A 23,262-nucleotide genomic window follows, 5' to 3' on the forward strand; every position below is an offset into this window, starting at 1 on the left:
AAATTACGGACGTGACTCGGCACTAGCGAAATTGCGCAAGAAACCGCAGGTCGTTATCGAAGAACAGACGCAAGTCATTGACGCCATAGCGCAACATGGCGAGCCGTTCGGCCCCCATGCCAAAAGCAAAGCCTTGATATTTCTCCGGATCGATCCCTGACATGCGCAGCACGTTCGGATGGACCATGCCGCAGCCCATCACTTCGAGCCAACCGGTCTGTTTGCATACGCGACAGCCCTTCCCGCTGCACATCACGCACTGCATATCCACTTCGGCGGACGGCTCAGTAAAGGGGAAGAATGATGGCCGAAAGCGTACGCCCAGAGGTTTCTCGAAAAATACCCGAAGAAACTGCTCGATCGTCCCTTTCAGGTCCGCGAAGCTGATGCCCTCATCGACCAGCAAGCCCTCGACCTGATGGAACATCGGGGAATGCGTGATATCCGAATCGCAGCGATACACGCGGCCAGGACAAACGATGCGAATCGGCGGCTGCTGCGACTCCATCGTGCGCACCTGGACGGGCGAGGTATGGGTGCGCAGCAACATGTTCGCATTGAAGTAGAACGTATCGTGCATCGCCCGGGCCGGATGATGCCCCGGAATGTTCAGTGCCTCGAAGTTATGATAGTCGTCCTCGACTTCAGGCCCCTCCGCAACACGATATCCGATACGCGTGAAGAACTGCTCGATCCGCTCCAGCGTGCGGGTTACCGGGTGCAGGCCTCCGGATTGCTGCCCTCGACCCGGCAAGGTCACGTCGATACATTCGGCGGCCAGTTGCGCACTCAAGGCGGCCCGTTCAAGCTCAACCTTTCGCTCAGAGAGGGCATCCTGGACCTGGCCTTTGGCCGCATTGATCAATGCGCCAGCCTTCGGTCTCTCTTCGGCAGACAGTTTGCCGAGCGATTGCATCAGCTGAGTCAGTTCGCCTTTCTTGCCCAGGTATTGCACCCGGACCTGCTCCAGAGCATTGACGTCTACGCACTGCTGCACGGCATCGAGCGCTTGCGAGACCAGTGCCTCCAGGTTTTCCATGTACAACCTCCCGAGGTTCTTGCAGAACCGCACCGGCCCCACCGGGTTTCCCGTGCACTTTTGCAAAAGCCTCCTTAGATACGAAATAGGGGAAGAGCACAGGCTCTTCCCCTATCGAGTGACATCCGCGACGAATCCGTGGGGACTCGTGATCGTCGGAGCTTAGGCCAGAGAGGCTTTGGCTTTTTCGACAATCGCAGCGAATGCCGCTTTTTCGTTCACTGCCAGATCGGCCAGAACCTTACGGTCGATCTCGATGGCTGCTTTTTTCAGGCCGGCAATGAAACGGCTGTAGGACAGACCGTTAACACGCGCACCAGCATTGATACGAGCAATCCACAGAGCGCGGAACTGACGCTTGCGCTGACGGCGGTCACGGTAGGCGTACTGGCCAGCCTTGATCACCGCCTGCTTGGCAACGCGGAACACACGCGAGCGCGCACCGTAGTAGCCTTTGGCGAGTTTCAGAATTTTCTTGTGACGGCGACGAGCGATGACGCCACGCTTAACACGAGCCATGAGTTATTTCTCCAGGTCTTGACCGAATCAACGAACGCGCAGCATGCGCTCCACTTTTGCAACGTCAGACGGATGCACTTGCGAGCAACCGCGCAGCTGACGCTTACGCTTGGTGGACATTTTGGTCAGGATGTGGCTCTTGAAGGCGTGCTTGTGCTTGAAGCCGTTTGCAGTCTTCTTGAAGCGCTTTGCAGCACCACTTTTGGTTTTCATCTTTGGCATGTTCGTACTCCGCATTCAATAACAACAGTCAACCATCAGGCCTGCCAGTGCCCGGTAGGTTACTTACGCTTCTTGGGAGCGATGACCATCATCAGCTGGCGTCCTTCCAGCTTAGGATGCTGTTCGACGGTACCAAGCTCAGCGAGGTCTGCTTCGACCCGCTTGAGCAACTCCATCCCCAGCTCCTGGTGAGCCATCTCACGGCCGCGGAATCGCAAGGAAACCTTGGCCTTGTCCCCCTCTTCAAGGAAACGTACCAGGTTGCGTAGCTTTACCTGGTAATCCCCTTCTTCCGTCCCTGGACGAAACTTCACTTCTTTGATCTGAACCTGTTTCTGGTTCTTCTTTGCCGCTGCGGCCTGCTTCTTCTTTTCGAAAAGGTGCTTGCCGTAATCCATGATTCGGCAGACCGGAGGAGTCGCATCCGCGGAAATCTCCACCAGGTCAAGCTTGGCCTCTTCGGCGACACGCAACGCTTCATCAATCGAGACGATGCCAATTTGCTCCCCATCGGAGCCGATCAAACGCACTTCGCGTGCGGTAATGTTCTCGTTGATCGGGGCCTTGGGTTGAGCTCTTCTATCTTGTCTCATTTCACGCTTAATAGTGATTACTCCGATTCTTGGCGACCACGCCGGGAAACCGCCTGTGCCAGCAACTGGGCGAACTGCTCGAGGGGCATGGAGCCCATGTCGACGCCTTCGCGGGTGCGCACAGCAACGGATCGTGTTTCGACTTCCCGATCCCCAATAACCAAGAGATAGGGAGTCTTGAGCAAAGTATGCTCGCGGATTTTAAAGCCGATCTTCTCGTTTCTCAAGTCGGCCTTGACACGGAAGCCGCTCTGAGCGAGCACCCTCTCAGCCTCGAGCGCAAAATCAGCCTGCTTGTCGGTGATGTTCATGATCACCGCCTGGGTCGGCGCAAGCCAAGCCGGGAAGGCCCCAGCATAATGCTCGATCAGCATTCCGATGAAACGCTCGAAGGACCCCAGGATCGCGCGATGCAGCATCACTGGGCGCTTGCGCTGGTTATCTTCAGCAATGTAGCTGGCATCCAGTCGCTCAGGCAGGTTCGGATCGTATTGCAGCGTACCGCACTGCCAGTTCCGCCCCAGACAGTCGCGCAGGGTAAATTCGATTTTCGGCCCGTAGAAAGCGCCCTCACCCGGCTGGTAATCCCAGGCCAGACCAGACTCATTCAGCGCATCGGCCAGCGCACCCTCAGCGCGATCCCAGAGCTCTTCCGAGCCGACCCGCTTGGCCGGCCGAGTGGAAAGCTTCATGGCAATGTCGCTGAAGCCGAAGTCTGCGTAGACCTTGAGAGTCAGCCTGATGAAATCGGCCGCCTCTTTCTTGACCTGCTCTTCGGTACAGAAGATGTGCGCGTCGTCTTGAGTGAACGCACGCACGCGCATAATGCCGTGCAGCGCACCGGAAGGCTCATTGCGATGGCAAGCGCCGAACTCCGCCATGCGCAAAGGCAGCTCACGGTACGACTTCAGACCCTGGTTGAAGATCTGCACATGACACGGGCAGTTCATCGGCTTCACCGCATAGTCGCGGCTTTCCGATTCCGTCGTGAACATGTTCTCGGCGTAATTGGACCAATGGCCTGACTTCTCCCACAGGATGCGATCAACGACCTGCGGGGTGCGAACCTCGACATAACCGTTCTCACGCTGCACTTGGCGCATGTACTGCTCGAGCACCTGATACAGGGTCCAGCCATTGGGATGCCAGAAAACCATACCCGGCGCTTCTTCCTGGGTATGAAACAGATCCAACTGCTTGCCGATGCGACGATGATCGCGCTTCTCAGCTTCTTCGATGCGCTGGATATACGCTGCCAGCTGCTTCTTGTCAGCCCAGGCGGTGCCATAGATGCGCTGCAACTGCTCGTTCTTGGCATCACCACGCCAGTAGGCACCGGACAGCTTGGTCAGCTTGAATGCCTTGAGGAAGCGCGTGTTGGGCACATGCGGACCACGACACATGTCGACATATTCTTCGTGGTAGTACAGCCCCATGGCCTTCTCGTCCGGCATATCCTCGACCAGCCGCAACTTGTAGTCTTCACCACGGGACTTGAATACTTCGATCACCTGAGCACGAGGCGTCATCTTTTTGATGACATCGTAATCCTTGTCGATCAGCTCTTTCATGCGCTGCTCGATAGCCGCCAGGTCTTCCGGCGTGAAAGGGCGCTCATAGGAGATATCGTAAAAGAAGCCCTCATCGATAACCGGCCCAATGACCATCTTCGCCGACGGATAGAGTTGCTTGACAGCGTGCCCGACGAGATGCGCACAGGAATGACGGATGATCTCCAGCCCTTCCTCATCCTTCGGCGTGATGATTTGCAACGTGGCGTCATGATCGATCACGTCACAGGCATCTACGAGACGGCCATCAACTTTGCCAGCGAGCGTCGCCTTGGCGAGCCCCGCCCCGATGGACTGCGCCACCTCGGCAACACTTACCGGATGATCGAATGCACGCTGACTGCCGTCAGGAAGAGTAATGATGGGCATGGCGCCTCCTTTCCTAGTGGTGACCCCTACCAAAGGCCACATGGGGTGGGATGAGCCAGGAAAGCGATCCACCGGGCCAACCCACCGCACACTGGTGGGAGCATTGAGAGCCTGGCGAACCGAAGTCACTGGAAAAAAGAGCCCGGCATGCTTTCAGAAAGCAGGCCACAGGGCAAGCAGACCAAAAAAAAGGGTCGCTTTCGCGACCCTTTTCGATTTGGTAGGCACAATTGGACTCGAACCAACGACCCCCACCATGTCAAGGTGGTGCTCTAACCAACTGAGCTATGTGCCTTCGTTGGGTGCGCATTCTATAGATTCGAAGAATAGCGTCAAGCGTTTTTTCGCTAACCTACTGAAAATTTTTTGTTTTTCGTCTTTCGGCAAGCGGGTTCGACCAGTGGCTGACAGCGCCCTTGGTGTCCAGCTAGTATCGCGTCAAATATTCACAACAGGTTGACCGAAATGGCGCACATCGACTATCCAGCCTCGTATTATGCAGCCTCGGCCAACAAAGCCCCTGCCCGCCCGCGACTACAGGAGGCAGTAGAAACCGATGTTTGTATCATCGGCGCGGGTTATACGGGCCTTTCCACGGCTTTGTCCTTGCTTGAGCAGGGATACCGAGTGGTCGTATTGGAGGCTGCAGGCGTCGGCTTCGGTGCGTCCGGGCGCAACGGTGGCCAGATCGTCAACAGCTATAGCCGGGACATCGACACGATCGAGCGAACCGCTGGCGCTCACGAAACAGCACTGATAGGGGCAATGGCGTTTGAAGGGGCCCGGATCATCCGCGAACGTATCAGACAGTACGACATCGACTGCGACCTCAAGGACGGCGGGATCTTTGCTGCCCTCAGCACGAAACAGATGCGGCACCTGGAGGGCCAGAAAGCCCTCTGGGAGCGCTATGGTTACCAGCACCTCGAAATGCTGGATGGCCAGGACATTCGGAGCGAGGTTGCCAGCGACCGATACGTTGGCGGCATGCTGGATCGACAAGGCGGCCATATACATCCGCTCAACCTCGCACTGGGCGAGGCCCTGGCGGTCGAACATCTAGGCGGCAGGATCTTCGAGCAATCCCCCGCGATCAAGATCGAGCGAGGGCAACGTCCAATGGTTCGAACCCCAGAAGGCCAGGTAAGCGCACGGTTCGTCGTGGTCGCCGGCAACGCATACCTGGGAAATCTGGTCCCGGAACTTGCCGCGAAGTCGATGCCCTGCGGCACCCAAGTCATCGCGACGGAGCCACTTGCTGCCGAAATCGCTAGCAGCCTCTTGCCGCACGATTACTGTGTCGAGGATTGCAATTACCTGCTGGACTATTACCGGCTATCTGCCGACCGCCGCCTGATCTATGGAGGAGGCGTCGTATACGGAGCTCGAGACCCGGCAGATGTAATATCCATCATCCGACCGAAGATGCTGGAGACGTTTCCGCAGTTACGCGAGGCGAAGATCGAATTTGCCTGGACGGGCAATTTCCTCCTCACTCTCTCGCGCCTGCCGCAGGTCGGACGGCTGGGCGATAACATCTACTACTCACAGGGCTGCAGCGGGCACGGGGTGACCTATACGCATCTTGCCGGCCGGATCATTGCCGAAGCCATCAAAGGCCAAGCCGAGCGCTTCGATGCTTTCGCCAGCCTGCGCCACTATCCGTTCCCCGGCGGGCAGCGGTTTGGCGCCGCTATCAGCGCACTGGGTGCACTCTACTACTCGCTGCGTGATCGCCTCGGCTTTTAACGTTACGACTATGGGCAGCGAGGCGGCGCGCCACAGGCATGAGCGGGCCGCGAGGAGGCCTCGGCATCACCGGACTGCGCCCCCACCTGTGAGGCGCACCTACGAGCCACCGCTGCACCCGCTGTACACCCGCGCTCCGCTAACAGCTGGGCCAGGTTGTTCCAGGCGGGAGCGAAGTGACCGTCGGCGATGATCGCCTGGCGAAACGCTCGCTCCGCCTCTCCAAATTGCCTGCCCGCGTATTGACTATTGCCCAGCGCGAACCAGGACAGCGCACTGCCCCACCGTTCGACGGCCGTGCGGTAGGCCACACTGGCCTGCTGCACTCCTTGCGTTTGCTCCAAATCGCTGGCCGCCTGAAGCCAGCGCAGCTCTTGCGCCGTTGCTGGCAGGCGGCTGGGAGGCAGCGTCAGGACCGCCCAGCGCTCCCCCTTGGCCCAGCTCCGCTCAAACTGCGCAAAGCTCCCAACCCATCGGCGCGTAGTACCCGAGCGCAGGATGATTTGCTGCTGTGCCAGGTCGTAACCCACGACGACCGCGAAGTGCCACTGCGGCCATCGATCAAACGCCAGATTCTGCAATACCAGCACGGGGTTTCCTGCCGCAACCTCGGTCAGAACCGTCTCCAGTCGAGGTTGCAACGGATAGACCAGCAAGCCCGCAGCCCGGGACGCTGCCACCAGTTCGACCTGCAAGCTGCCTTTTCGGGATGGCAGATAGACCTGCCCGACCAGATCGTCCGGAGTCACAGCGATATTGCGCTGGGCAAGCATGGTCGCCAGGGCAGCAGGCCCACACTGATAGTCCTGCTGGGGGAAAAAGGGCACCTCGGTCAACTCGATCCTTGGCGGCAGCCCTTTCCCTTCGATGGCGACCCGATGCTGTGCGCAGCCGCCCAGCGCAAGCGCTACGCACAGCGCAACGAGCAGTCGGATCAACGGTTGATGCAATTGACGAAGTTGAAGATGTTGGTCGCACAGAGCATGTCAGTGATGATGAAGATCACCAGAAACAGGACGATGATGCCGACAACACCGGCGCCAGCGGGAGCGTTATCCAACTGCTGATTGAACTGCGCCAGTTCCGCTGGCGTCAGACTGTTGATGCGCTTTTCGACCTGCTGCCGCTCGACTCCCATTGACTCGAGCTTTTTCTGTACGTCCTGGTCGTCGAGCATGCCGAGCAATTGCTGGCGATCGACCTGCTGCTGATGTTCCGAGAGGATCTCCGGCGTACCGATCATGGCCGCCTGAGCCTGAGGAACCTGAACAACAAGCAGCGCGTGCATCATCAACACCACTGCAGCGATACGCCGTAGAAAAGACGAAGTGAACATAGCGAAACCCCTTTTTGGTTGTTTTATCCACACCGCACAACTCACCGAACTGAGACGGCCCGGCGTCGTTTCGGTTCCTTTCCACAATCTCAAGCAAAGCATAAGGAATGAAAGTCTATGCATGTTTCAGCAAAGCACCTCTGGGCGATTCTTGCAGTGTCGTCTCTCGGCGCTTGCAGTTCGCCGCCTCCAGCCACCCATTCTCCGAGCCTCCAGGGATGCAATGCCGAAGCCGTTCATTCAATGATCGGCAAGACAGCGACCCCGGCCCTGCTCGAAAAGGCCCGAGAGCTTGCGGGCGCTCAGCGCGCACGCGTACTGCGTCCTAATGACGTGGTGACATTGGAATACGACTCACAGCGGCTGAACCTGCATACCGATGAAGAACTGACCATCGAGCGCATTCACTGCGGATAGAAATAACGGGCCGGCCTCGACGGAGCACCGGCCCGCCAGCTCCGACTACTGAGCCACCGCCTTGCGCATATGCAGATTGGTTGCCGAAACAGGCCTTGGAGGCGTCAACAGGAAGCTCAGGTTGAAGCGCGTAATGACCCACTGCGCAGCCAGCGGCGCCAGCAAGCCAACCAACGTGCCGACGACCAGATGCAGAGGAATCGAGTCGATGCCCATGAACTTGCTGAGAATCACCCTCGCCCCGCTACCGGCCAGGATGTGCATCAGATAGATCGTCATGGACGACGCCCCGATGAACAACAGCCAGTCGACACGGAACTGCCCGAGCCACATCGATAGGGCCGCCATGAAAAAGATCGACACGGTCGCCAACGCAAGCACTGGCAGCCCGCCCACGGTGTAATTCAGGCCATAGGTCACATGGAACAGGTATTGGCCGACGACGAACAAGACACCGAAGAAAGCGCTCAACTGGGCGCAACGAGCCATGAAGAAAGCCTTCACTTCGTTGAACCAGACCCCGAGGGCAAAGAACACCGTGTTACCCAGAATGAAACGAAGCGGCCCCTCGGTGGCAATGTCCTTTTGAAAAACAAAAAGCAAACCGAACAGCACTACGAGTGGCAGAAAGTAGCGACGGTCCGCCCGGCTGTAGGTGAAAGCGCAAACCACGAACACCAGGAACAGGGCATACAGGAACCAGAACTGCGCCCGAGGCATCCATAACAGCGACAGCACCTCTGTCACGGTTACCTGGCCGTTGGTGTATCTGGACAGCACGACCTCGATGAAGCCCTGCAAAAGAGACCAGACGATAAACGGGTAGACGATCGTGTCGACCTTGTTGATGATCAGGCCACCCTTCCCGCGCTTGACCAGCGAATCGTAAAAGAACAGCCCCGACAGAAAGAAGAACAGCGGCATGTGGAAGCTGTAGATAATGCTGTCGACCAGCGCGTACCGGGCTTCATCCATCGGCAGCCCGGCATTGAAGACGCCGCGTGCTACATGCCCGTATACCACCAGAATGATCCCGATCGCTTTGGCGTAGTCGACCCAGACGTTTCTCTCCTTCATCGTTCTGTTCTCCTTGTTTTCGTGGGCGAAACGAAGACGGCCCCCGCCAGCGAGGCAGGTGGTGGAGATAGACAACCCAATGCCGGCTTTGTTTAACCTTGCACCTGCCGACCATCGGCTCAGCTCCCAACTGCGCCTCAGGCATGCCCTCCCAACCATCAAGGACCTACGATGGAAACAGATGCTCGCAGCGCAACGTCCGTACTGATTCTCGCCGGCGGTCGCGGCCAGCGTATGGGCGGCCGGGACAAGGGCCTGATCAGTTGGCGCGGCAAACCCCTGATTCAATGGCTATGTGACGCTGCGCGCCCCGTAACCGACGACCTGCTGATCTCCTGCAATCGCAATTACGACGCCTATGCAGAACACGCAGACCGGCTGGTATGCGATGACGACGACACATTTCCGGGCCCATTGGCAGGCATTCGCGCCGGATTGGCGGCTGCACGCCACTCTCGCTTGCTCGTACTGCCATGCGATACCCCGCTGATAGATAGCAACCTGCTCTGGGCCATGCTCCACAAGGCGCTCGAAAGGCCCGACCAGCCACTCATGCTGCGCCAGCGCGGCCAACTGGAGCCGCTGTTCTGCGTCATTCCAAAACGCCTGGCGGCGACATTTGAGCGATCCTGGCAACAGGGTTTGCGCAGCCCCCGCCAAGTACTCCTGGCTCAGTCCTGCGCGCTCCTGGACCTGGACGACACGGATCCACGTCTGGCCAACCTCAACGACCCCACTCTACTTCGACAAGCGCTCCCAGACGGAACTTGACCCGGCTTGGCGCCATCACAGGATGCAAAGAAGTCAATCCAAGAAGGAAATCCGTATGCGCCCAATTCTTCCGACCTGCGTGATTGCCGCCGGCTTTGCATTGTTGACCGGTTGCGCGAACCCGAGCGTCATAACGCTGAACGATGGCCGGGAAATCCAGACCATGGATACCCCCGAGTACGACGACGAGTCTGGCTTCTATGAATACGAGCAACTCGATGGCAAGCCAGGCAAAGTGAACAAGGACCGTGTCCGCACAGTACGTGAGCTGTAAGCGCTCCCTACACGCCAAGCCAGCCAATCGGCCTGGCTTGGCCCCCAAGCAAAAAATTTCGCTTAACCTCTTGTCGAGCAAAACTTTTTCTGTAGAATGCGCGCCATCTTTCGGAGCGTAGCGCAGCTTGGTAGCGCGTCTCGTTCGGGACGAGAAGGTCGCTGGTTCGAATCCAGTCGCTCCGACCATATCCCGCTCTCAGCACTGTTGAGAGGCAATAAAAACCGGCCTTGCGCCGGTTTTCTATTGCCTAGAATTCGCCTCGCCTGCTTCGTCATCGCTGCAGAAACAGCACGACCTGCTCGAGTTCGAACGGCCAATCGAGCTCTTCGCCGCTGTCCGCCCTGCGCAGCACCGGGATCCGCAAGCCATACTCGTCCACCCAGCGCTCGTCATCGGCGATGTCCAGCAACTCGACGAGCAGGCCTCGCTCCACGAGCGGCATCAATAATCCTTCTGCCTGCTCGCACAGGTGACACCCCAGGGTTCCGAACAATTGGCATTCGGGCAGCATTCGCGCCTCCTGCAGAAGAAAATCACAAGCTTTACAGCCCCCGCCAGCAAGGCGTTATCTTGCAAACACGCAAGCCTGTCGCTCGCAAAGCGTGACATTCGACTCAGTGTAATGTCAGCGCCACCGACACCTGTTCGACTCGCATGCCCCAAACCGCTACGATACGCGGCGTCCCAGGCAGCAGAGTTTGCCGGGAGAACCGATCGGGCAGACCCCACAAGGCGTACTGCCCAGTAGCCAGCGCCGCGCGAAGCATGATGCGACCGTCTAGCGCGTTGACTACAGCGCCTTGAAGACTAAAGTCTAAAGGTTGAAAGCGCTATGTAATGTTTTATTTCACGGCGCCGTACAGAGCGATTCAGAGCATCATCCAACGAGGAGAAATAAGAAATGCTCAAGACCCCCATCGCCCGGGGCGTGGCCCTGGCCACTCTGGGAGCAACACTGGTAATCCCAACCCTGGCCCAGGCTGCCTTTATCGAAGACACCAAAGCCAACCTTGAACTGCGTAACTTCTATTTCAACCGTGACTTCCGTCAGGAAGGCGCCTCTCAGTCGAAACAGGAAGAGTGGGCTCAGGGCTTCCTGCTGCGCGTTGAATCCGGCTATACCGAAGGTACCGTAGGCTTTGGCGTTGACGCACTTGGCTTGCTGGGCGTCAAGCTGGATTCTGGCGCTGGCCGCGCCGGTGGTGGCAGCCAGCTTCTCCCGGGTGACGGCGACAGCGCTGCAGATGATTTCTCCGAAGTCGGCTTGACTGCAAAAGCCAAACTTTCCAATAGCGTCCTGAAGGTGGGCACACTTCAGCCGAAAAACATGGCTATTGCCACCAGCGACAGCCGCCTGCTGCCGGCCGTGACCCGCGGCGCTCAACTGGTTTCGAACGAAATCGACGGCTTGACGCTGGACTTCGGTTACCTCGACGAAATCAACAATCGTGCTTCGAGCGATTATGAAGACCTGAGCGTTAACACCTCTGGCAAGAGCATTACCGGCGCAGCCGAAGCTGACAGCTTCGTATTCCTTGGTGGCCAGTACAAGCTGACCAAGGATCTGACGGCTGGTTACTACTACAGCAATCTGGAAGATAACTACAAGCAGCACGCCGTGAACTTGATTCATGTGCTGCCGATCGCTGAAGGACAATCGCTGAAGACCGATCTGCGCTATCAGCGTTCGACCGATGACGGCAATACCAACGTCGATAACAAGGCGTTCGGCGCGATGGTCACCTACTCTCTGAGCGGCCACAGCTTTGGCGTCGGCTATCAGAAGATGAGCGGCGATACCGGCTTTGCCTATGTTGGCGGCAATATCGATCCTTACCTGGTCAACTACGTACAGATTGGCGACTTCGCCCAAGCAGACGAGAAATCCTGGCAAGCTCGCTATGATTTCAACTTTGCAGCTGTTGGTATCCCGGGTCTGACTCTGATGACTCGGTATATCACTGGCGACAACTTTGACCGTGCTGGAGTTTCCGAAGGCAAAGAGTGGGAACGCGATACCGATCTCGCTTACACCTTCCAAACCGGCGCCCTGAAGAACCTGAACGTGAAATGGCGTAACGCCACTTTCCGCAGCAACGGAACTGCTAACGATCTGGACGAAAACCGCCTGATCGTCAGCTACACCATCCCGCTGATGTAATTCATCCGGCGTGAACAAGAAAACCCGCCTCGGCGGGTTTTCTTGTTTTGCGCATTTAAATTATCCGCCAAACGTAGCTGAACCATCTCCCTGCGACCTTTTGCCAGCCTTTATCCGGCACGGCAGCGGAACGGGAACCTTGCGCCACGACTATGCTCGAAGCTTACACACCCGCGGCACAGCCCAATCGTTCAGGAGCGGAAGATGACTATCGAATCAACCAATGGCAGCCCGATTGACCAAAACCTGACCGACAATCCGGCCTCCCGCCCGGTAATCGATAAGGAAGCTCACCGGCGCAACCTACAGACAGCGCAGAATGCCCTGATCGAAGAGTTCCACACACTCATCGCCGACACAGAGCGCCTGCTCAAGCACACCCAGGAGTCGGCAGGAGGCCAGACCGAGGAGCTGCGCAACAAGATCAACGCCAACCTTGCACGTGCCCGCCAGGCGCTGAAAGAGCGCGAGGGGGATCTGCGCGAGCAGGGACAGGCTGCCATGCAATGCACCGAAGAGTACGTTCAGACCCATCCCTGGCAATCAATCGGTATTGCGGCGGGTGTGGGCTTTCTCCTCGGCCTGGTGACTCGTCGGTAACGGAGGCAGTAATGCGGCCGTCCTCTGACGCAGAAGCACCGAAGCCATCGATCAAAAAGCTCGGCGGCGCATTCGTCGACCTTTTGCATGGCCACCTCGAATTACTCGGCATCGAATTTCAGGAAGAAAAGGCCCGGACGTTCCGCTTGTTCCTGCTAGCAGGAATCAGCCTGATATTCGGATTGCTGGTGCTGGTAGGTCTGTCCGCCGCGGTCGTCATCGCGTTCTGGGAAACGCATCGCATGGCCGCGATCCTGTCGCTATGCCTGATCTACGCAGTGCTCATGGCGCTGTGCATCGGGCGAGCGATCCGGCTGGCCAAAGAGTGCGCAACGCCATTCCAGGCAACCCTCGAAGAGATTGCCCGCGACCGGGAGCGACTTCTGCCATGAGTACACCACTGACCAGCTCTGCAGACCTCAAGATGAGAAAGGACCTTGTTCGTCTGCGCCTGGAAATGCACCGCCAGCAACTGCGCTACCATGCTCGCCCCCTGGCCTCTCCGCTGCATTACGCGCAGGGGCTGTTCGGGCGCCACAAACCAGCCGACGACGCTCAAGGTTCCGGCAAGAGTCCCGCGCTGACGATCGCTACCGTGGTGCTTTTTCTGTTCGGCCGCAGGCTTGGCCGGGTTGGCAAATGGGCTCGAATCGGCATCACGCTGTACCCCCTGTTCAAAGGCCAGCGCGCGATTCGGCGAAAGCTCGATTCACCATGATTTTCGTCCTTGCACTTCCCGCCAGAGATCGGCGCCTCGTCATATAGGCGCAGCCAGGAGGAAGAACACCTGGAGTGTGTTAGCGTTGCCGCACCGCCGGAGCGAATGGAGAGACTCCTTGGATTGGAATACCCTGCTGACCCGCGAACGGCTCGGAAAACCGACGCAAGGCACTGACGAGCTGGGCCGCAGCCCGTTTCACAAGGACCACGACCGGATCATCTTTTCAGGCGCCTTTCGCCGGCTCGGGCGCAAGACGCAGGTTCATCCGGTCTCCAGCAATGACCATATCCATACACGCCTGACGCATTCGCTAGAGGTCAGTTGTGTCGGTCGATCTCTTGGCATGCGCGTCGGTGAAGTGCTGCGCGATGCGCTCCCGGAATGGTGCAGCCCAGCCGACCTCGGCATGATCGTGCAGTCGGCGTGCCTCGCACACGACATCGGCAACCCGCCGTTCGGGCATTCGGGCGAAGATGCAATTCGCTACTGGTTCCAGCAGGCAGCGGCGCGCGGCTGGCTGGACGACATGAGCGACGCCGAGCGCTCCGACTTCCTGAACTTCGAAGGCAACGCGCAGGGCTTTCGTGTGCTAACACAGCTGGAATACCACCAGTTCGACGGCGGCATGCGCCTGACCTACGCCACGCTGGGCGCCTATCTGAAGTATCCCTGGACGTCGCGGCATGCCGAGGCGCTCGGCTACAAGAAGCATAAATTCGGCTGCTATCAGAACGAACAACAGCTTCTCGAGCAGATCACCACCAAACTCGGTCTGCCCTGCATAGACAACCAGCGCTGGGCCCGTCATCCGCTGGTCTACCTGATGGAGGCAGCGGACGACATCTGCTACGGTCTGATCGATCTCGAGGATGGCCTGGAGATGGAGCTGCTCGACTATGCGGAAGTCGAGGCGCTGCTGCTTGACCTGGTGGGCGATGATGTACCTGAGACCTACCGCCAGCTGGGCCCCCGCGATTCAAGGCGGCGCAAGCTCGCCATACTGCGTGGCAAGGCCATCGAACACCTGACCAACGCTGCTGCTGGTGCCTTCGTCGAGCAACAGCAGAGCCTGCTGGCCGGTACCTTGCCGGGCGATCTCGTCGAGCATATGCATGGCCCAGCCAAGCGTTGCGTCCTGCAGGCCAAGACGCTGGCGCGGCAGAAAATTTTCCAGGACAAGCGCAAGACGCTGCATGAGATCGGCGCGTACACGACGCTCGAGATCCTTCTCAACGCCTTCTGCGGAGCGGCTTTGGAACAGCATCGCGGTGGCAGTCTATCGTTCAAGAATCAGCGCATTCTGGACCTGTTGGGACGCGGCGCGCCGGATCCAGCGCTGTCGTTGTACCAGTCCTTCCTGCGCATGATCGATTTCATCGCCGGCATGACCGACAGCTATGCCACCGAAATGGCTGGAGAGATGACCGGCCGCTCCAGCCCGGTCTGAAACCATGAAGCGCCTGTTCAACCAGACAGTCCAGTGGACACCCGGCCGCCCCGCCTGGGGCGCGGCTGCGGTCGCCGGGTTTGGCTGCTCGTTGCCCTTGCTGCTGGGCTTGTTCAGTGGGCACCCGGGTTTTCTCTGGGCAACGGTGGGCGCCTTCCAGGCGGCCAAGGCTAATCCGCTGCATCGCTTCGGCATGCTAAGGATGCTCTTGTTGATCGCGCTGGGCGCGTGCTCGGCGGGCCTTGGCTTCTGGTCGGCTACGCACCCGCTGATCAGCCTCGGCCTGTTTGCCTTCTATGCCCTGCTGCTGGCCTGGCTGCAGCGATATGGCGCCGAAGCCGGCAAGCTCGGTATCGGCCTGGCGATCTGTCTCTGCCTGGGACAGGGCCAGCATGGCGTCGCCGACTTCAACAACCCGGCAGCGATCGCCATGCTGTTCGCTCTGGGTGGGCTCTGGGTCACGCTGTTGGCCTTCGGCCTGCGCGGCCTGCATGGTCTGCGCATGTGGCCGTACATGCCCCGACTCGGCCGTCTGTTCAAGGTCCTGCATCGCCACGCCAGGCGCACCCCCATCCGCCAATGGCGTGTCCACGCATTGTCGTATGTCATCGCCTGCGCGCTGGGCGGCTTGATCGTCAACCTAGCGCAACTACCGCGCGGGTACTGGCTGACGCTCGCGGTGTTCACCAGCTTGCAGATGGATGTCGAGCGCAGCGTCGTGCGCGCGGTGCAGGCGTGCCTGGCGATCCTGCTGGCCGCCGCGATCCTGATCTACATGGGCCACAGCCTGGCCGATCCGCCGATGATGGTGATGGTATTGCTGCCGCTGGTGGTGCTGGGACGGGCGTTCCAGGCTCACCATTATGGCCTGTTCGTGCTGCAGACCACGCTGGGCTTCCTGCTGCTTGCCGAGACACTGGCGCAGGATTGGAACCTGCCACAGGTGCGCCTGATCAACGCCTCCATCGGGGTAGGCCTGGCCTTGCTGGTGACCTTGACGATGCACGGTCTGCGGCGCTGGATGTTCCGTTCCCGCCGGTCCCAGGCACCGACAAACGGCGAGCCTGCGACCGACAAGGGATCGGACGTCACGCGTTGATCGGATTTTCCGGATACCAGACGTCCATCAGCGGGCTGACCTGGAACTCGGCGAGTTCGGTGCGCGCCTTGAGCCAGCTTTCCACCTGCTGACGCTGCTCTTCGGATACCGAGCCGCGCTTGGATAGACATACGAAACCGTAATCTTCCCCGCCGACATAACCCAGCCCATTGGCTTCGATGGCATCGCGCAGGAACGCTTCGAGAAAGGCGTCGACCGCCTTGGCATCGGCACCTTGCGCATAGGTGAGGTTCACTTCGAAGCCGAGCTCCTGGAACTCGTCGACACAGAGTTTCTTGCGCAGGCGGCGCGAACGATTGGTAGCCATGGTTGATCCCTTGCTTGAGTAGTGACGGCGCGCACTCTAGCAGCATCGCTCCGGCGACGCGATGACAGCTGCACGAGCCTTTGCAGATACCCCACAGGGCCAGCTACGCTTATCGGGGCGCCGCCTCTGGCAGCGCAGGCCATAGCATAATGCCCGCACCTTTCCCTTGGAGCAGTGGGAAACATGTCCCGAACAGTAGCTCATCGCGTGCGGCCGTCCGGCGCACGCCGCAAGAATCTCCTCAGCCGCACCCTTGCCGCCCTGGTGCTGGCGGTGCCGCTTGCCAGCACGTCGCTCGCCGCGCCGGTGAACCAGGCACTGCCACCGAGCGTTGCCAAGGCTCTGCAAGCGAACAAGATCGACAGCAACGCGCTCTCGGTCGTGATGCTGCCGCTCAACGGCAACGGCGTGCCGACCTATTTCAATGCCGACGTGTCGGTCAATCCGGCCTCGACCATGAAGCTGGTCACCACCTACGCCGCGCTGGAACTGCTCGGTCCGAACCATCAGTGGAAGACCGAGTTCTATTCCGATGGTCCGCTGGTAGACGGAACGCTCAAGGGCAACCTCTACCTGAAGGGCGGCGGCGACCCCAAGCTGAACATGGAGAAGCTCTGGCTGCTGATGCGTGACTTGCGCGCCAACGGCGTGCGTACGGTCACCGGCGACCTGGTGCTCGATCGCAGCCATTTCGTGCAGCCTGACCTTCCCGAGTTCGACGATGACGGCGGCGATGACAACAAGCCCTTCCTGGTCGAGCCCGACTCGCTGCTGGTCAACCTGAAGGCACTGCGCTTCGTGGTCCGCAACGATGGCGGCAAGGTCAACGTCACCGTCGAACCGCCGATTGCCAGCATCCAGATCGACAACCGGGTCAAGCCTTTGCCGGCCGCGAAGTGCCCCGGCTGGCCGGATGTGCTGTTCAATCCGGTCGAGCAGAACGGCAACATGACCGTCGTGGTCAGCGGCAAACTCGCTGCCGGCTGCAAGACGCAGACCTACCTCTCGCTGCTGGACCACCAGCGCTACGCCGCCGGTGCGGTAAGGGCCATCTGGCAGGAACTGGGAGGCAACATCCTCGGCCATGACCGCGTCGCCCAGGTCCCAAAGGACGCCAAGCTGATTGCCCGCGCGTTCTCGCCCGATCTGGTCGAAGTGATTCGGGACGTGAACAAGTACAGCAACAACACCATGGCCAAACAGCTGTTCCTCAGCCTCGGCGCGGAGTTTCGCAACGAGGCCGATACGGACGACGCCAAGGCTGCGCAACGGGTGATACGCCAATGGCTGGCGAAGAAGAAGCTGATTTCGCCGCATCTGGTGATCGAGAACGGCTCCGGTCTATCGCGTGACGAGCGCGTCAGCGCGCGCGAGATGGCAGGCCTCCTGCAGGCAGCCTGGAACAGCCCCTACGCGCCCGAGTTCATTTCCTCGATGCCGCTGGCGGCCATCGACGGCACCATGCGCAAGCGCCTACGCGGCACTGCTGTAGCAGGCAAGGCCCACATCAAGACCGGCACGCTGAACACCGTGCGCGCCATCGCCGGCTACAGCCGCGACAGCGACGGCCACACCTGGGCCGTCGTGGCCATTCTCAATCACCCCCGTCCGTGGGGCGCGTCATCGATCCTCGACCAGGTCCTGGTCAGCCTCTACAACAACAACGGCAACCGTACCGCTCAGCGCTGAGCCGAGTCATTCACCGTGCCTGGAACTTCCAGGCACGGTGAATGCGCGGGTTGCGGCGAAAATCTTCGTCGATCGTGCTGGCGCTGATTTCCTCTACCCGATAGCGCACCGCCAGCCCTTCGTCGAGAACGAACTTGCGGAAGTTGTTGGAAAAATACAGTGTCCCGCCGCGCGCCAAGCGTGCCATTGCCAGATCGAGCAGCGCGACGTGGTCACGCTGCACATCGAACACACCCTCCATGCGCTTGGAGTTGGAGAACGTCGGCGGGTCGATGAAGATCAGGTCGTACTCGCCTCGATCCTCCGCGAGCCAAGCCATCACATCGCCCTGCGCGAGACGCTGGCGCTCCGAGAAGCCGTTGAGCGCAAGATTGCGTCGCGCCCAATCGAGATAGGTCTTCGACAGATCGACGCTGGTCGTACTGCGCGCGCCGCCCTTGGCCGCATGGACGGTGGCGGTCGCCGTGTAGCAGAACAGGTTCAGGAAGCGCTTTCCGGCGGCCTCCCGCTGAATCTGCAGGCGCAACGGGCGATGGTCGAGAAACAACCCCGTATCCAGATAGTCGGTGAGGTTGACCAGCAGTTTCACGCCTCCCTCGGCCACCTCGAGAAACTGCCCTTGGCTAGCCTGACGTTCGTACTGGCGAGTGCCGCTCTGCCGCTCGCGGCGCTTGACCACCACCCGCTCGCGCGGCAGCTGCAGCGCCTGCGGAATCGCGGCCAGCGCATCGAGCAGCCTCTCCTGCGCCTTCTGCGGGTCGATCGAACGCGGCGGTGCGTATTCCTGCACGTGCACCCAATCACGATAGAGGTCGACGGCCAGCGCATATTCAGGCATGTCGGCATCATAGAGCCGGTAGCACTCTATCCCCTCGCGTCTGGCCCATTTGCCGAGCTGCTTGAGATTCTTCTGTAGGCGATTGGCGAACATCTGCCCGCCTTCGCTCAGCCTGACCTGCTCCGCTCCCTCGCCAGACGCCGCGCTCGCCGCAGGCTGCTGCGCCACGACGAACTGGTCTGGTTGTACGTGCATCAGCAACAACTTGCACGGCAATGCGCCGTTCCACAGGGCGTACTGCTTGTAGCTACGGATGCCCATGCGCTTGCCGAGTTCGGGCGTCGCGGTGAAGATTCCCGCCTCCCAGCCCTCGCAACACTGGCGTAGGCGCTCGCCCAGGCTCTGATAGAGATACAGCAGACTGGCCTCGTCGCCCAGCCGCTCTCCGTACGGCGGGTTGCAGATCACCAGGCCCTTCTGACTCTGGTCCGGGCGCGGGGCGAAGGTAGCAACCTCGCCCTGGTAGATTTTTACCCACTCGGCCAACCCGGCGCGCTCGATGTTGTTGCGTGCAGGCTGAATCAGCCGCGGGTCGGCCTCGTAGCCACGAATCCACAACGGCGGTCGCGCCAACCCGGCGGCGGCCCGCGCTCGGGCCTCGTCGAGCAGGCGGGTCCAGATCGCCGGCACATGGCCGAGCCAGGCGCTGAAGCCCCAGCGCTCACGGCGCAGGTTCGGCGCGATATCGGCGGCCATCAGCGCGCCTTCGACGAGAAAAGTGCCGACCCCGCACATCGGGTCGGTCAGCGCCCCGCCCTCGGCAGCGATGCGCGGCCAGCCGGCGCGCATCAGAATGGCCGCGGCCAGGTTCTCCTTCAACGGCGCTGCGCCCTGCTGCAGGCGATAACCACGCTGGTGCAGGCTGTTCCCGGAGAGGTCCAGCGAAAGCACCGCCTGCCCCTTGTCCAGTCGCAAATGCATCCGCACGTCAGGGTTCAGCTTGTCGATCCCCGGGCGCGTGCCGTCCGGCCGGCGGAGCCGATCGACGATTGCATCCTTGACCTTCAAGGCGCCGAAGTGGGTGTTGTCGATACCCGCGCCGCGGCCGGAGAACTCAACGGCCAGGGTGCCGTCAGCGGCCAGATGGTCGCTCCAGTCGACCGCCTTCACGCCGTCGTAGAGCGCCTGCGCGTCACTCACGGGGAATCTGGCCAGCACCAGCAACACGCGGTTGGCCAGGCGGGACCAGAGACAGAGGCGATACGCGACTGCGAGGTCCCCCAGGCCACGCACGGCCGCGGTCTGTTCACGGGTCTCCTCCAACCCAAGGCCCTGCGCTTCTTCGCGCAGCAGGCTTTCGAGGCCCTTGGGGCACGTGAGGACGAGTTCGTGAGATGTAGTCATGAAGGTTCCAGTGAAATTAGCGACGGCACCCGCAGGGCAGGCAAACGCCCGTCGGGAAGCGATGGTGTTCCGGGCCTGCCAAGGAGCGCTGTATCGCTACGCTGATCAGGCTTATGGGCAGAACCATAGATTCGTTACCTACTTATGACAAAACGATCATTCCCGGCCCGTGGCCCTTGGGTTAGAACTCCCCTCAGGTCGGCTTCGCAACGGAGTCGACGAGGCTCGCCACGCCGGCAGCGGGCCTCACCGGCAGCCTGTCTGCCCGGTCTCGCCGAGAGACCACCAGGAACACCAGTCAACCACTGAGGGCAACACCCAATGAGAAGACTCAAGCGTGATCCGATGGAACGAGCTTTCTTGCGCGGTTATCAACACGGTATCCATGGTAAGTCCCGCGAGCTATGTCCCTTTACTCATCCGAATACTCGGCAAGCCTGGATGAACGGCTGGCGGGAGGGCCGTGGCGACAACTGGGATGGCATGATCGGCACGGCCGGTCTGCATCGTATGAATCAATTCCACGCGGTCGGCTGATCCGACCTGGTAAACACCTTTTTCAGGCACGCCCCACCCGGGCGGCGGGCTAGACGCCCAGGGGCTCCAGCAGGAGCCCCTTCCAGGGCCAGGCCTCACTCCTTCGACGAACGCAGCGCCGCGATGGCATCCACCGATTCGCGAATCAGCGCAGGCCCCTTGTAGATAAAGCCCGAATAGAGCTGAACCAGACTGGCGCCGGCCTTGATCTTTTCCGCCGCATGCCGCCCTTCGGTGATGCCGCCCACCGCGATGATCGGCAAACGCCCTCCAAGCGTATCGGCCAGGACCTTGACCGTATGGGTGCTCTTGTCACGAACCGGCGCGCCGGACAGCCCACCGGCCTCGTCGGCATGCGCCAACCCGGCGACACCGTCGCGCCCGAGTGTGGTGTTGGTGGCGATAACCGCGTCCATGCCAGCCTGGAAAACCGCCTCGCCGACCAACGCCGTTTCCTCGTCACTCATGTCCGGGGCGATCTTGATGGCCAACGGTACACGCTTGCCATGCTCGATCTCCAGATCCTCGCGGCGCAACCGCAGCGCATCGAGCAAGTGCTTGAGCGAATCGCCGAACTGCAGGCTGCGCAGGCCCGGCGTGTTGGGCGAACTGACATTCACCGTGACATAGCTGGCATGGTGATAGACCTTGTCCAGACAGAGCAGGTAGTCGTCCTCGGCCCGCTCGACCGGCGTGTCGAAATTCTTGCCGATGTTAATACCCAGGACGCCATCGAATCGGGCAGCATCGATCCGGGCGAGCAAGGCGTCCACACCGTTGTTGTTGAAGCCCATCCGATTGATGATCGCCTCGGCCTCGGGCAGGCGGAAGATGCGTGGCTTCGGATTGCCCGGCTGAGGCCGGGGCGTGACCGTGCCAACCTCGATGAAGCCGAACCCCAGCTGGGAAAGCCCGCAGATGGCCTCGCCGTTCTTGTCCAACCCGGCGGCCAGGCCGACCGGATTCGGGAAATCCAGCCCCATCACGCGAACCGGCAGGCTGGCTGGCGCCTTGCACAGCAGGCGGTTGACGCCCAACCGGCCGCCTGCTCCGATCAGATCGAGCGACAGTTCGTGGGACGTCTCGGGGGAAAGCTTGAACAGCAGCTGGCGGGCCAGGTTGTACATACGCAGCCTAATATCCTGGGAGAGGAACGATGGGCGCGAAGTATAGCAGCCGGCATCGGATTTAAGCCGATCGCCCCATCGTCGGCAGCGCTCAATCCAGCCGCCGCAGCCCCAGCAACTGGCCCTGCTCGGCGAAATGCAGCTCGAAGGAACCAAACACGCCCTCGCGAGTCAGAAACGGGCGCAAATGCTGGGCCGGCAGGCTGACTCGCTTGCCCTCCCGGCTACGCACCAGGATTCGATTGGCTTGCCCCTGGTAGACGGCCAACAACCTCTCGGCGGGCAAGGCGATATCCAGCACAAGAGTCGGCATGGAGGCTCCTCAGTGTCAGTTGCGATCATATTGCCACAGCCCCGCCCGGTGGCCGGCGCCTTCAGCCGTGCGTCCGGCAGACGTAGCCCTTCCACGACGCGCAAAGCGGATGCAGATTACCGGCAGCTCTGCCACACTTCGAACGCGACCGTGCGAGCTCGCGCATCATGATCAGCCTGTCGGAAACCATGCCCTCACTGACCGCTCATATTGCTCGAATGGCCCAGCGTCTGGGATTCGGCCCCTCGTCCTCGCGTGGCGTACAAGAGCGTGCCGGCTCGCTGAGTCTGCCCTTTACCCCTCTTGCCGAACCCGAGCCGAGCATTTTCTGGGAGGACGGGCCCTGCCTGCATCGTCTGGTCGAACTTCCGCGCGGCGCGCTTTCCGGCCCGGTGCAAGAAGACAAGGCCCGCGCGCATGCAGCGCTGTGCCGCTTGATTCGCAAGGATAGCGAAGCGCTTTCAGCGTTGGATCTGCGCCAGGTCGACGGCGTATGCGCGAGGTCAAGTGAGGGTGGCGAACGCTACCCCAGCTTCGAGGCTTTCGCTGCCAGCGGTGGCGCGCGACGGATACGCATCATCAGCTACAAGGATTTCCTGCGGGTAATCGGCACTGCCATTCCCGGTTATCCGGCCGGCGCGCCCGTCGAGCTGCGCCAGGCGAGCTGGCTGGGCGAGCGCCTGTACTGGAGCAGTGATCATCACGCCGATGCTTTTGCCTGCGCAATCGCCTATGCCCGGCTGCGCGGCCTCGAAGTCTCCGCGCCCGTGACGCTGACCGATTATCGGCTGGAGCGTAGTGGCGTCCGCGCCCTGGACGAGGAATACCACGCCCTCGCCATGCCGGCGCAGGCCTGGAGCGACAAGGCGTTCATGGCGATGTTGCTGGACAGCCAGGTGCCCTATGCGCGCCTCTCGCTGCTGCGCCAGGCCGGCAACTCCGAGCTGCTGCTGCTCGAACGTCGACAGCCGACCGCCAATGCGCTGGGTGAGGGCCTGAAGGCAGCCGGCGCACCCGACTTCATCCGCTACCTGAAAGGGCTGCCGCAGATCACCCGCTTCAAGCGCGGCGAACCGCTTCCAGAAGTCTGACCGGGCTGACCGACCGGGCGACGCCCG

General features: G+C 60.5%; 26 protein-coding genes and 2 tRNA genes. 14 read left to right on the forward strand and 14 right to left on the reverse strand.

What is annotated here, in order from left to right; all coding sequences use genetic code 11:
- Positions 1-22 precede the first annotated feature (22 nt).
- The 6 genes from pheS to CL52_RS11010 all read right to left on the reverse strand — a co-directional run bounded on the left by pheS (position 23) and on the right by CL52_RS11010 (position 4,608).
- Positions 23-1,039 (reverse strand): phenylalanine--tRNA ligase subunit alpha, encoded by a 1,017-nt coding sequence (pheS, locus tag CL52_RS10985; RefSeq protein ID WP_041105047.1) that lies wholly within the window; start codon positions 1,037-1,039, stop codon positions 23-25.
- A 162-nt stretch (positions 1,040-1,201) separates the two neighbouring features.
- Positions 1,202-1,558, reverse strand: a complete 357-nt coding sequence (rplT, locus tag CL52_RS10990) for a 50S ribosomal protein L20 (protein WP_041105045.1) — start codon at positions 1,556-1,558, stop codon at positions 1,202-1,204.
- 27 nt (positions 1,559-1,585) lie between these two features.
- A complete protein-coding gene (gene rpmI / locus CL52_RS10995) occupies positions 1,586-1,780 on the reverse strand; it encodes a 50S ribosomal protein L35 (protein ID WP_003289526.1) in 195 nt (64 codons plus the stop codon).
- A 59-nt stretch (positions 1,781-1,839) separates the two neighbouring features.
- Positions 1,840-2,391, reverse strand: a complete 552-nt coding sequence (gene infC, locus CL52_RS11000) for a translation initiation factor IF-3 (RefSeq protein ID WP_173425365.1) — start codon at positions 2,389-2,391, stop codon at positions 1,840-1,842.
- Positions 2,391-4,313, reverse strand: coding sequence for a threonine--tRNA ligase (gene thrS, locus CL52_RS11005; protein WP_041105040.1), 1,923 nt, complete (start codon positions 4,311-4,313; stop codon positions 2,391-2,393). Before thrS ends, infC begins: the two co-directional genes overlap by 1 nt.
- 218 nt (positions 4,314-4,531) lie before the next feature.
- Positions 4,532-4,608, reverse strand: a tRNA-Val gene (locus tag CL52_RS11010).
- Between the two features lie 170 nt (positions 4,609-4,778).
- Between CL52_RS11010 and CL52_RS11015 the strand changes: the two genes are divergently transcribed.
- Positions 4,779-6,062, forward strand: a complete 1,284-nt coding sequence (locus CL52_RS11015; RefSeq protein ID WP_043220602.1) for an NAD(P)/FAD-dependent oxidoreductase — start codon at positions 4,779-4,781, stop codon at positions 6,060-6,062.
- Between the two features lie 8 nt (positions 6,063-6,070).
- Here the strand turns inward: CL52_RS11015 and CL52_RS11020 are convergent, their stop codons facing one another.
- Together CL52_RS11020 and CL52_RS11025 are read right to left on the reverse strand one after the other, a co-directional pair.
- Positions 6,071-6,997, reverse strand: a complete 927-nt coding sequence (locus CL52_RS11020) for a PA2778 family cysteine peptidase (RefSeq protein WP_043223144.1) — start codon at positions 6,995-6,997, stop codon at positions 6,071-6,073.
- Complete coding sequence (locus tag CL52_RS11025) at positions 6,997-7,398, reverse strand: PA2779 family protein (RefSeq protein ID WP_041105036.1); 402 nt, start codon at positions 7,396-7,398, stop codon at positions 6,997-6,999. Before CL52_RS11025 ends, CL52_RS11020 begins: the two co-directional genes overlap by 1 nt.
- Before the next feature lie 117 nt (positions 7,399-7,515).
- Between CL52_RS11025 and CL52_RS20710 the strand changes: the two genes are divergently transcribed.
- A complete protein-coding gene (locus CL52_RS20710) occupies positions 7,516-7,815 on the forward strand; it encodes an I78 family peptidase inhibitor (protein WP_074519890.1) in 300 nt (99 codons plus the stop codon).
- 45 nt (positions 7,816-7,860) lie between these two features.
- Here CL52_RS20710 and CL52_RS11030 read toward each other — a convergent pair whose 3' ends face one another.
- Entirely contained in the window at positions 7,861-8,892 is a 1,032-nt protein-coding gene (locus tag CL52_RS11030) for an acyltransferase family protein (protein WP_043220606.1), read from the reverse strand.
- 171 nt (positions 8,893-9,063) lie between these two features.
- Here CL52_RS11030 and mobA point away from each other — a divergent pair, with 171 nt between their 5' ends.
- The 3 genes from mobA (at position 9,064) to CL52_RS11045 (ending at position 10,125) form a co-directional block, all read left to right on the forward strand.
- Positions 9,064-9,663 carry a molybdenum cofactor guanylyltransferase MobA gene (mobA, locus tag CL52_RS11035; RefSeq protein ID WP_043220608.1) on the forward strand — a complete coding sequence of 200 codons (600 nt, stop codon included), beginning with the start codon at positions 9,064-9,066 and terminating at the stop codon, positions 9,661-9,663.
- A gap of 55 nt (positions 9,664-9,718) precedes the next feature.
- A complete protein-coding gene (locus CL52_RS11040) occupies positions 9,719-9,937 on the forward strand; it encodes a YgdI/YgdR family lipoprotein (RefSeq protein ID WP_041105032.1) in 219 nt (72 codons plus the stop codon).
- 111 nt (positions 9,938-10,048) lie between these two features.
- A tRNA-Pro gene (locus tag CL52_RS11045) sits at positions 10,049-10,125 on the forward strand.
- Between the two features lie 86 nt (positions 10,126-10,211).
- Here the strand turns inward: CL52_RS11045 and CL52_RS11050 are convergent.
- Positions 10,212-10,451 (reverse strand): glutaredoxin family protein, encoded by a 240-nt coding sequence (locus CL52_RS11050; RefSeq protein WP_041105031.1) that lies wholly within the window; start codon positions 10,449-10,451, stop codon positions 10,212-10,214.
- A gap of 390 nt (positions 10,452-10,841) precedes the next feature.
- Here CL52_RS11050 and CL52_RS11055 point away from each other — a divergent pair, with 390 nt between their 5' ends.
- From CL52_RS11055 to CL52_RS11080, 6 genes are all read left to right on the forward strand, one after another.
- Positions 10,842-12,101 carry an OprD family porin gene (locus tag CL52_RS11055; RefSeq protein ID WP_043220611.1) on the forward strand — a complete coding sequence of 420 codons (1,260 nt, stop codon included), beginning with the start codon at positions 10,842-10,844 and terminating at the stop codon, positions 12,099-12,101.
- 204 nt (positions 12,102-12,305) lie between these two features.
- Positions 12,306-12,701: an ElaB/YgaM/YqjD family protein gene (locus tag CL52_RS11060; protein WP_043220613.1), complete on the forward strand. Its 396-nt coding sequence runs from the start codon at positions 12,306-12,308 to the stop codon at positions 12,699-12,701.
- An 11-nt stretch (positions 12,702-12,712) separates the two neighbouring features.
- Entirely contained in the window at positions 12,713-13,093 is a 381-nt protein-coding gene (locus tag CL52_RS11065) for a phage holin family protein (protein WP_043220614.1), read from the forward strand.
- Entirely contained in the window at positions 13,090-13,419 is a 330-nt protein-coding gene (locus CL52_RS11070) for a hypothetical protein (protein ID WP_041105025.1), read from the forward strand. The genes CL52_RS11065 and CL52_RS11070 overlap by 4 nt, the downstream gene beginning before the upstream one ends.
- Before the next feature lie 118 nt (positions 13,420-13,537).
- Positions 13,538-14,869, forward strand: a complete 1,332-nt coding sequence (locus tag CL52_RS11075; RefSeq protein WP_041105024.1) for a deoxyguanosinetriphosphate triphosphohydrolase — start codon at positions 13,538-13,540, stop codon at positions 14,867-14,869.
- Positions 14,870-14,873: 4 nt separating this feature from the next.
- On the forward strand, positions 14,874-15,968 hold the full coding sequence (locus CL52_RS11080) for an FUSC family protein (RefSeq protein WP_043220616.1): 1,095 nt from the start codon (positions 14,874-14,876) through the stop codon (positions 15,966-15,968).
- Here CL52_RS11080 and CL52_RS11085 read toward each other — a convergent pair.
- Positions 15,958-16,296: a YggL 50S ribosome-binding family protein gene (locus CL52_RS11085; protein WP_041105020.1), complete on the reverse strand. Its 339-nt coding sequence runs from the start codon at positions 16,294-16,296 to the stop codon at positions 15,958-15,960. The two genes, CL52_RS11080 and CL52_RS11085, sit on opposite strands and share 11 nt — an antisense overlap.
- A 183-nt stretch (positions 16,297-16,479) precedes the next feature.
- Here CL52_RS11085 and dacB point away from each other — a divergent pair, with 183 nt between their 5' ends.
- Positions 16,480-17,985 carry a D-alanyl-D-alanine carboxypeptidase/D-alanyl-D-alanine endopeptidase gene (gene dacB / locus CL52_RS11090; protein WP_052264557.1) on the forward strand — a complete coding sequence of 502 codons (1,506 nt, stop codon included), beginning with the start codon at positions 16,480-16,482 and terminating at the stop codon, positions 17,983-17,985.
- Positions 17,986-17,995: 10 nt separating this feature from the next.
- On the opposite strand, the gene rlmKL is transcribed toward dacB, so the two are convergent.
- Entirely contained in the window at positions 17,996-20,167 is a 2,172-nt protein-coding gene (gene rlmKL, locus CL52_RS11095; RefSeq protein WP_043220626.1) for a bifunctional 23S rRNA (guanine(2069)-N(7))-methyltransferase RlmK/23S rRNA (guanine(2445)-N(2))-methyltransferase RlmL, read from the reverse strand.
- A gap of 321 nt (positions 20,168-20,488) precedes the next feature.
- Between rlmKL and rmf the strand changes: the two genes are divergently transcribed.
- Positions 20,489-20,704, forward strand: coding sequence for a ribosome modulation factor (gene rmf / locus CL52_RS11100; protein ID WP_041105014.1), 216 nt, complete (start codon positions 20,489-20,491; stop codon positions 20,702-20,704).
- A 95-nt stretch (positions 20,705-20,799) separates the two neighbouring features.
- Here rmf and CL52_RS11105 read toward each other — a convergent pair whose 3' ends face one another.
- Positions 20,800-21,831 (reverse strand): quinone-dependent dihydroorotate dehydrogenase, encoded by a 1,032-nt coding sequence (locus CL52_RS11105; RefSeq protein WP_043220629.1) that lies wholly within the window; start codon positions 21,829-21,831, stop codon positions 20,800-20,802.
- A gap of 91 nt (positions 21,832-21,922) precedes the next feature.
- On the reverse strand, positions 21,923-22,144 hold the full coding sequence (locus tag CL52_RS11110) for a DUF2835 domain-containing protein (RefSeq protein ID WP_041105010.1): 222 nt from the start codon (positions 22,142-22,144) through the stop codon (positions 21,923-21,925).
- A 167-nt stretch (positions 22,145-22,311) separates the two neighbouring features.
- Between CL52_RS11110 and CL52_RS11115 the strand changes: the two genes are divergently transcribed.
- Complete coding sequence (locus tag CL52_RS11115) at positions 22,312-23,235, forward strand: DUF6685 family protein (protein ID WP_041105008.1); 924 nt, start codon at positions 22,312-22,314, stop codon at positions 23,233-23,235.
- Positions 23,236-23,262: the final 27 nt, after the last annotated feature.

The sequence above is a fragment of the Stutzerimonas balearica DSM 6083 genome, assembly GCF_000818015.1.
Lineage (GTDB): Bacteria > Pseudomonadota > Gammaproteobacteria > Pseudomonadales > Pseudomonadaceae > Stutzerimonas > Stutzerimonas balearica.

Bases quoted from the DNA above. Each gene is read 5' to 3' on its own strand.
- pheS (WP_041105047.1), bottom strand. From the start codon at position 1,039: ATGGAAAACCTGGAGGCACTGGTCTCGCAAGCGCTCGATGCCGTGCAG.
- rplT (WP_041105045.1), bottom strand. From the start codon at position 1,558: ATGGCTCGTGTTAAGCGTGGCGTCATCGCTCGTCGCCGTCACAAGAAA.
- rpmI (WP_003289526.1), bottom strand. From the start codon at position 1,780: ATGCCAAAGATGAAAACCAAAAGTGGTGCTGCAAAGCGCTTCAAGAAG.
- thrS (WP_041105040.1), bottom strand. From the start codon at position 4,313: ATGCCCATCATTACTCTTCCTGACGGCAGTCAGCGTGCATTCGATCAT.
- CL52_RS11015 (WP_043220602.1), top strand. From the start codon at position 4,779: ATGGCGCACATCGACTATCCAGCCTCGTATTATGCAGCCTCGGCCAAC.
- CL52_RS11025 (WP_041105036.1), bottom strand. From the start codon at position 7,398: ATGTTCACTTCGTCTTTTCTACGGCGTATCGCTGCAGTGGTGTTGATG.
- CL52_RS20710 (WP_074519890.1), top strand. From the start codon at position 7,516: ATGCATGTTTCAGCAAAGCACCTCTGGGCGATTCTTGCAGTGTCGTCT.
- CL52_RS11030 (WP_043220606.1), bottom strand. From the start codon at position 8,892: ATGAAGGAGAGAAACGTCTGGGTCGACTACGCCAAAGCGATCGGGATC.
- mobA (WP_043220608.1), top strand. From the start codon at position 9,064: ATGGAAACAGATGCTCGCAGCGCAACGTCCGTACTGATTCTCGCCGGC.
- CL52_RS11040 (WP_041105032.1), top strand. From the start codon at position 9,719: ATGCGCCCAATTCTTCCGACCTGCGTGATTGCCGCCGGCTTTGCATTG.
- CL52_RS11050 (WP_041105031.1), bottom strand. From the start codon at position 10,451: ATGCTGCCCGAATGCCAATTGTTCGGAACCCTGGGGTGTCACCTGTGC.
- CL52_RS11055 (WP_043220611.1), top strand. From the start codon at position 10,842: ATGCTCAAGACCCCCATCGCCCGGGGCGTGGCCCTGGCCACTCTGGGA.
- CL52_RS11060 (WP_043220613.1), top strand. From the start codon at position 12,306: ATGACTATCGAATCAACCAATGGCAGCCCGATTGACCAAAACCTGACC.
- CL52_RS11065 (WP_043220614.1), top strand. From the start codon at position 12,713: ATGCGGCCGTCCTCTGACGCAGAAGCACCGAAGCCATCGATCAAAAAG.
- CL52_RS11070 (WP_041105025.1), top strand. From the start codon at position 13,090: ATGAGTACACCACTGACCAGCTCTGCAGACCTCAAGATGAGAAAGGAC.
- CL52_RS11080 (WP_043220616.1), top strand. From the start codon at position 14,874: ATGAAGCGCCTGTTCAACCAGACAGTCCAGTGGACACCCGGCCGCCCC.
- CL52_RS11085 (WP_041105020.1), bottom strand. From the start codon at position 16,296: ATGGCTACCAATCGTTCGCGCCGCCTGCGCAAGAAACTCTGTGTCGAC.
- dacB (WP_052264557.1), top strand. From the start codon at position 16,480: ATGTCCCGAACAGTAGCTCATCGCGTGCGGCCGTCCGGCGCACGCCGC.
- rlmKL (WP_043220626.1), bottom strand. From the start codon at position 20,167: ATGACTACATCTCACGAACTCGTCCTCACGTGCCCCAAGGGCCTCGAA.
- rmf (WP_041105014.1), top strand. From the start codon at position 20,489: ATGAGAAGACTCAAGCGTGATCCGATGGAACGAGCTTTCTTGCGCGGT.
- CL52_RS11105 (WP_043220629.1), bottom strand. From the start codon at position 21,831: ATGTACAACCTGGCCCGCCAGCTGCTGTTCAAGCTTTCCCCCGAGACG.
- CL52_RS11110 (WP_041105010.1), bottom strand. From the start codon at position 22,144: ATGCCGACTCTTGTGCTGGATATCGCCTTGCCCGCCGAGAGGTTGTTG.
- CL52_RS11115 (WP_041105008.1), top strand. From the start codon at position 22,312: ATGATCAGCCTGTCGGAAACCATGCCCTCACTGACCGCTCATATTGCT.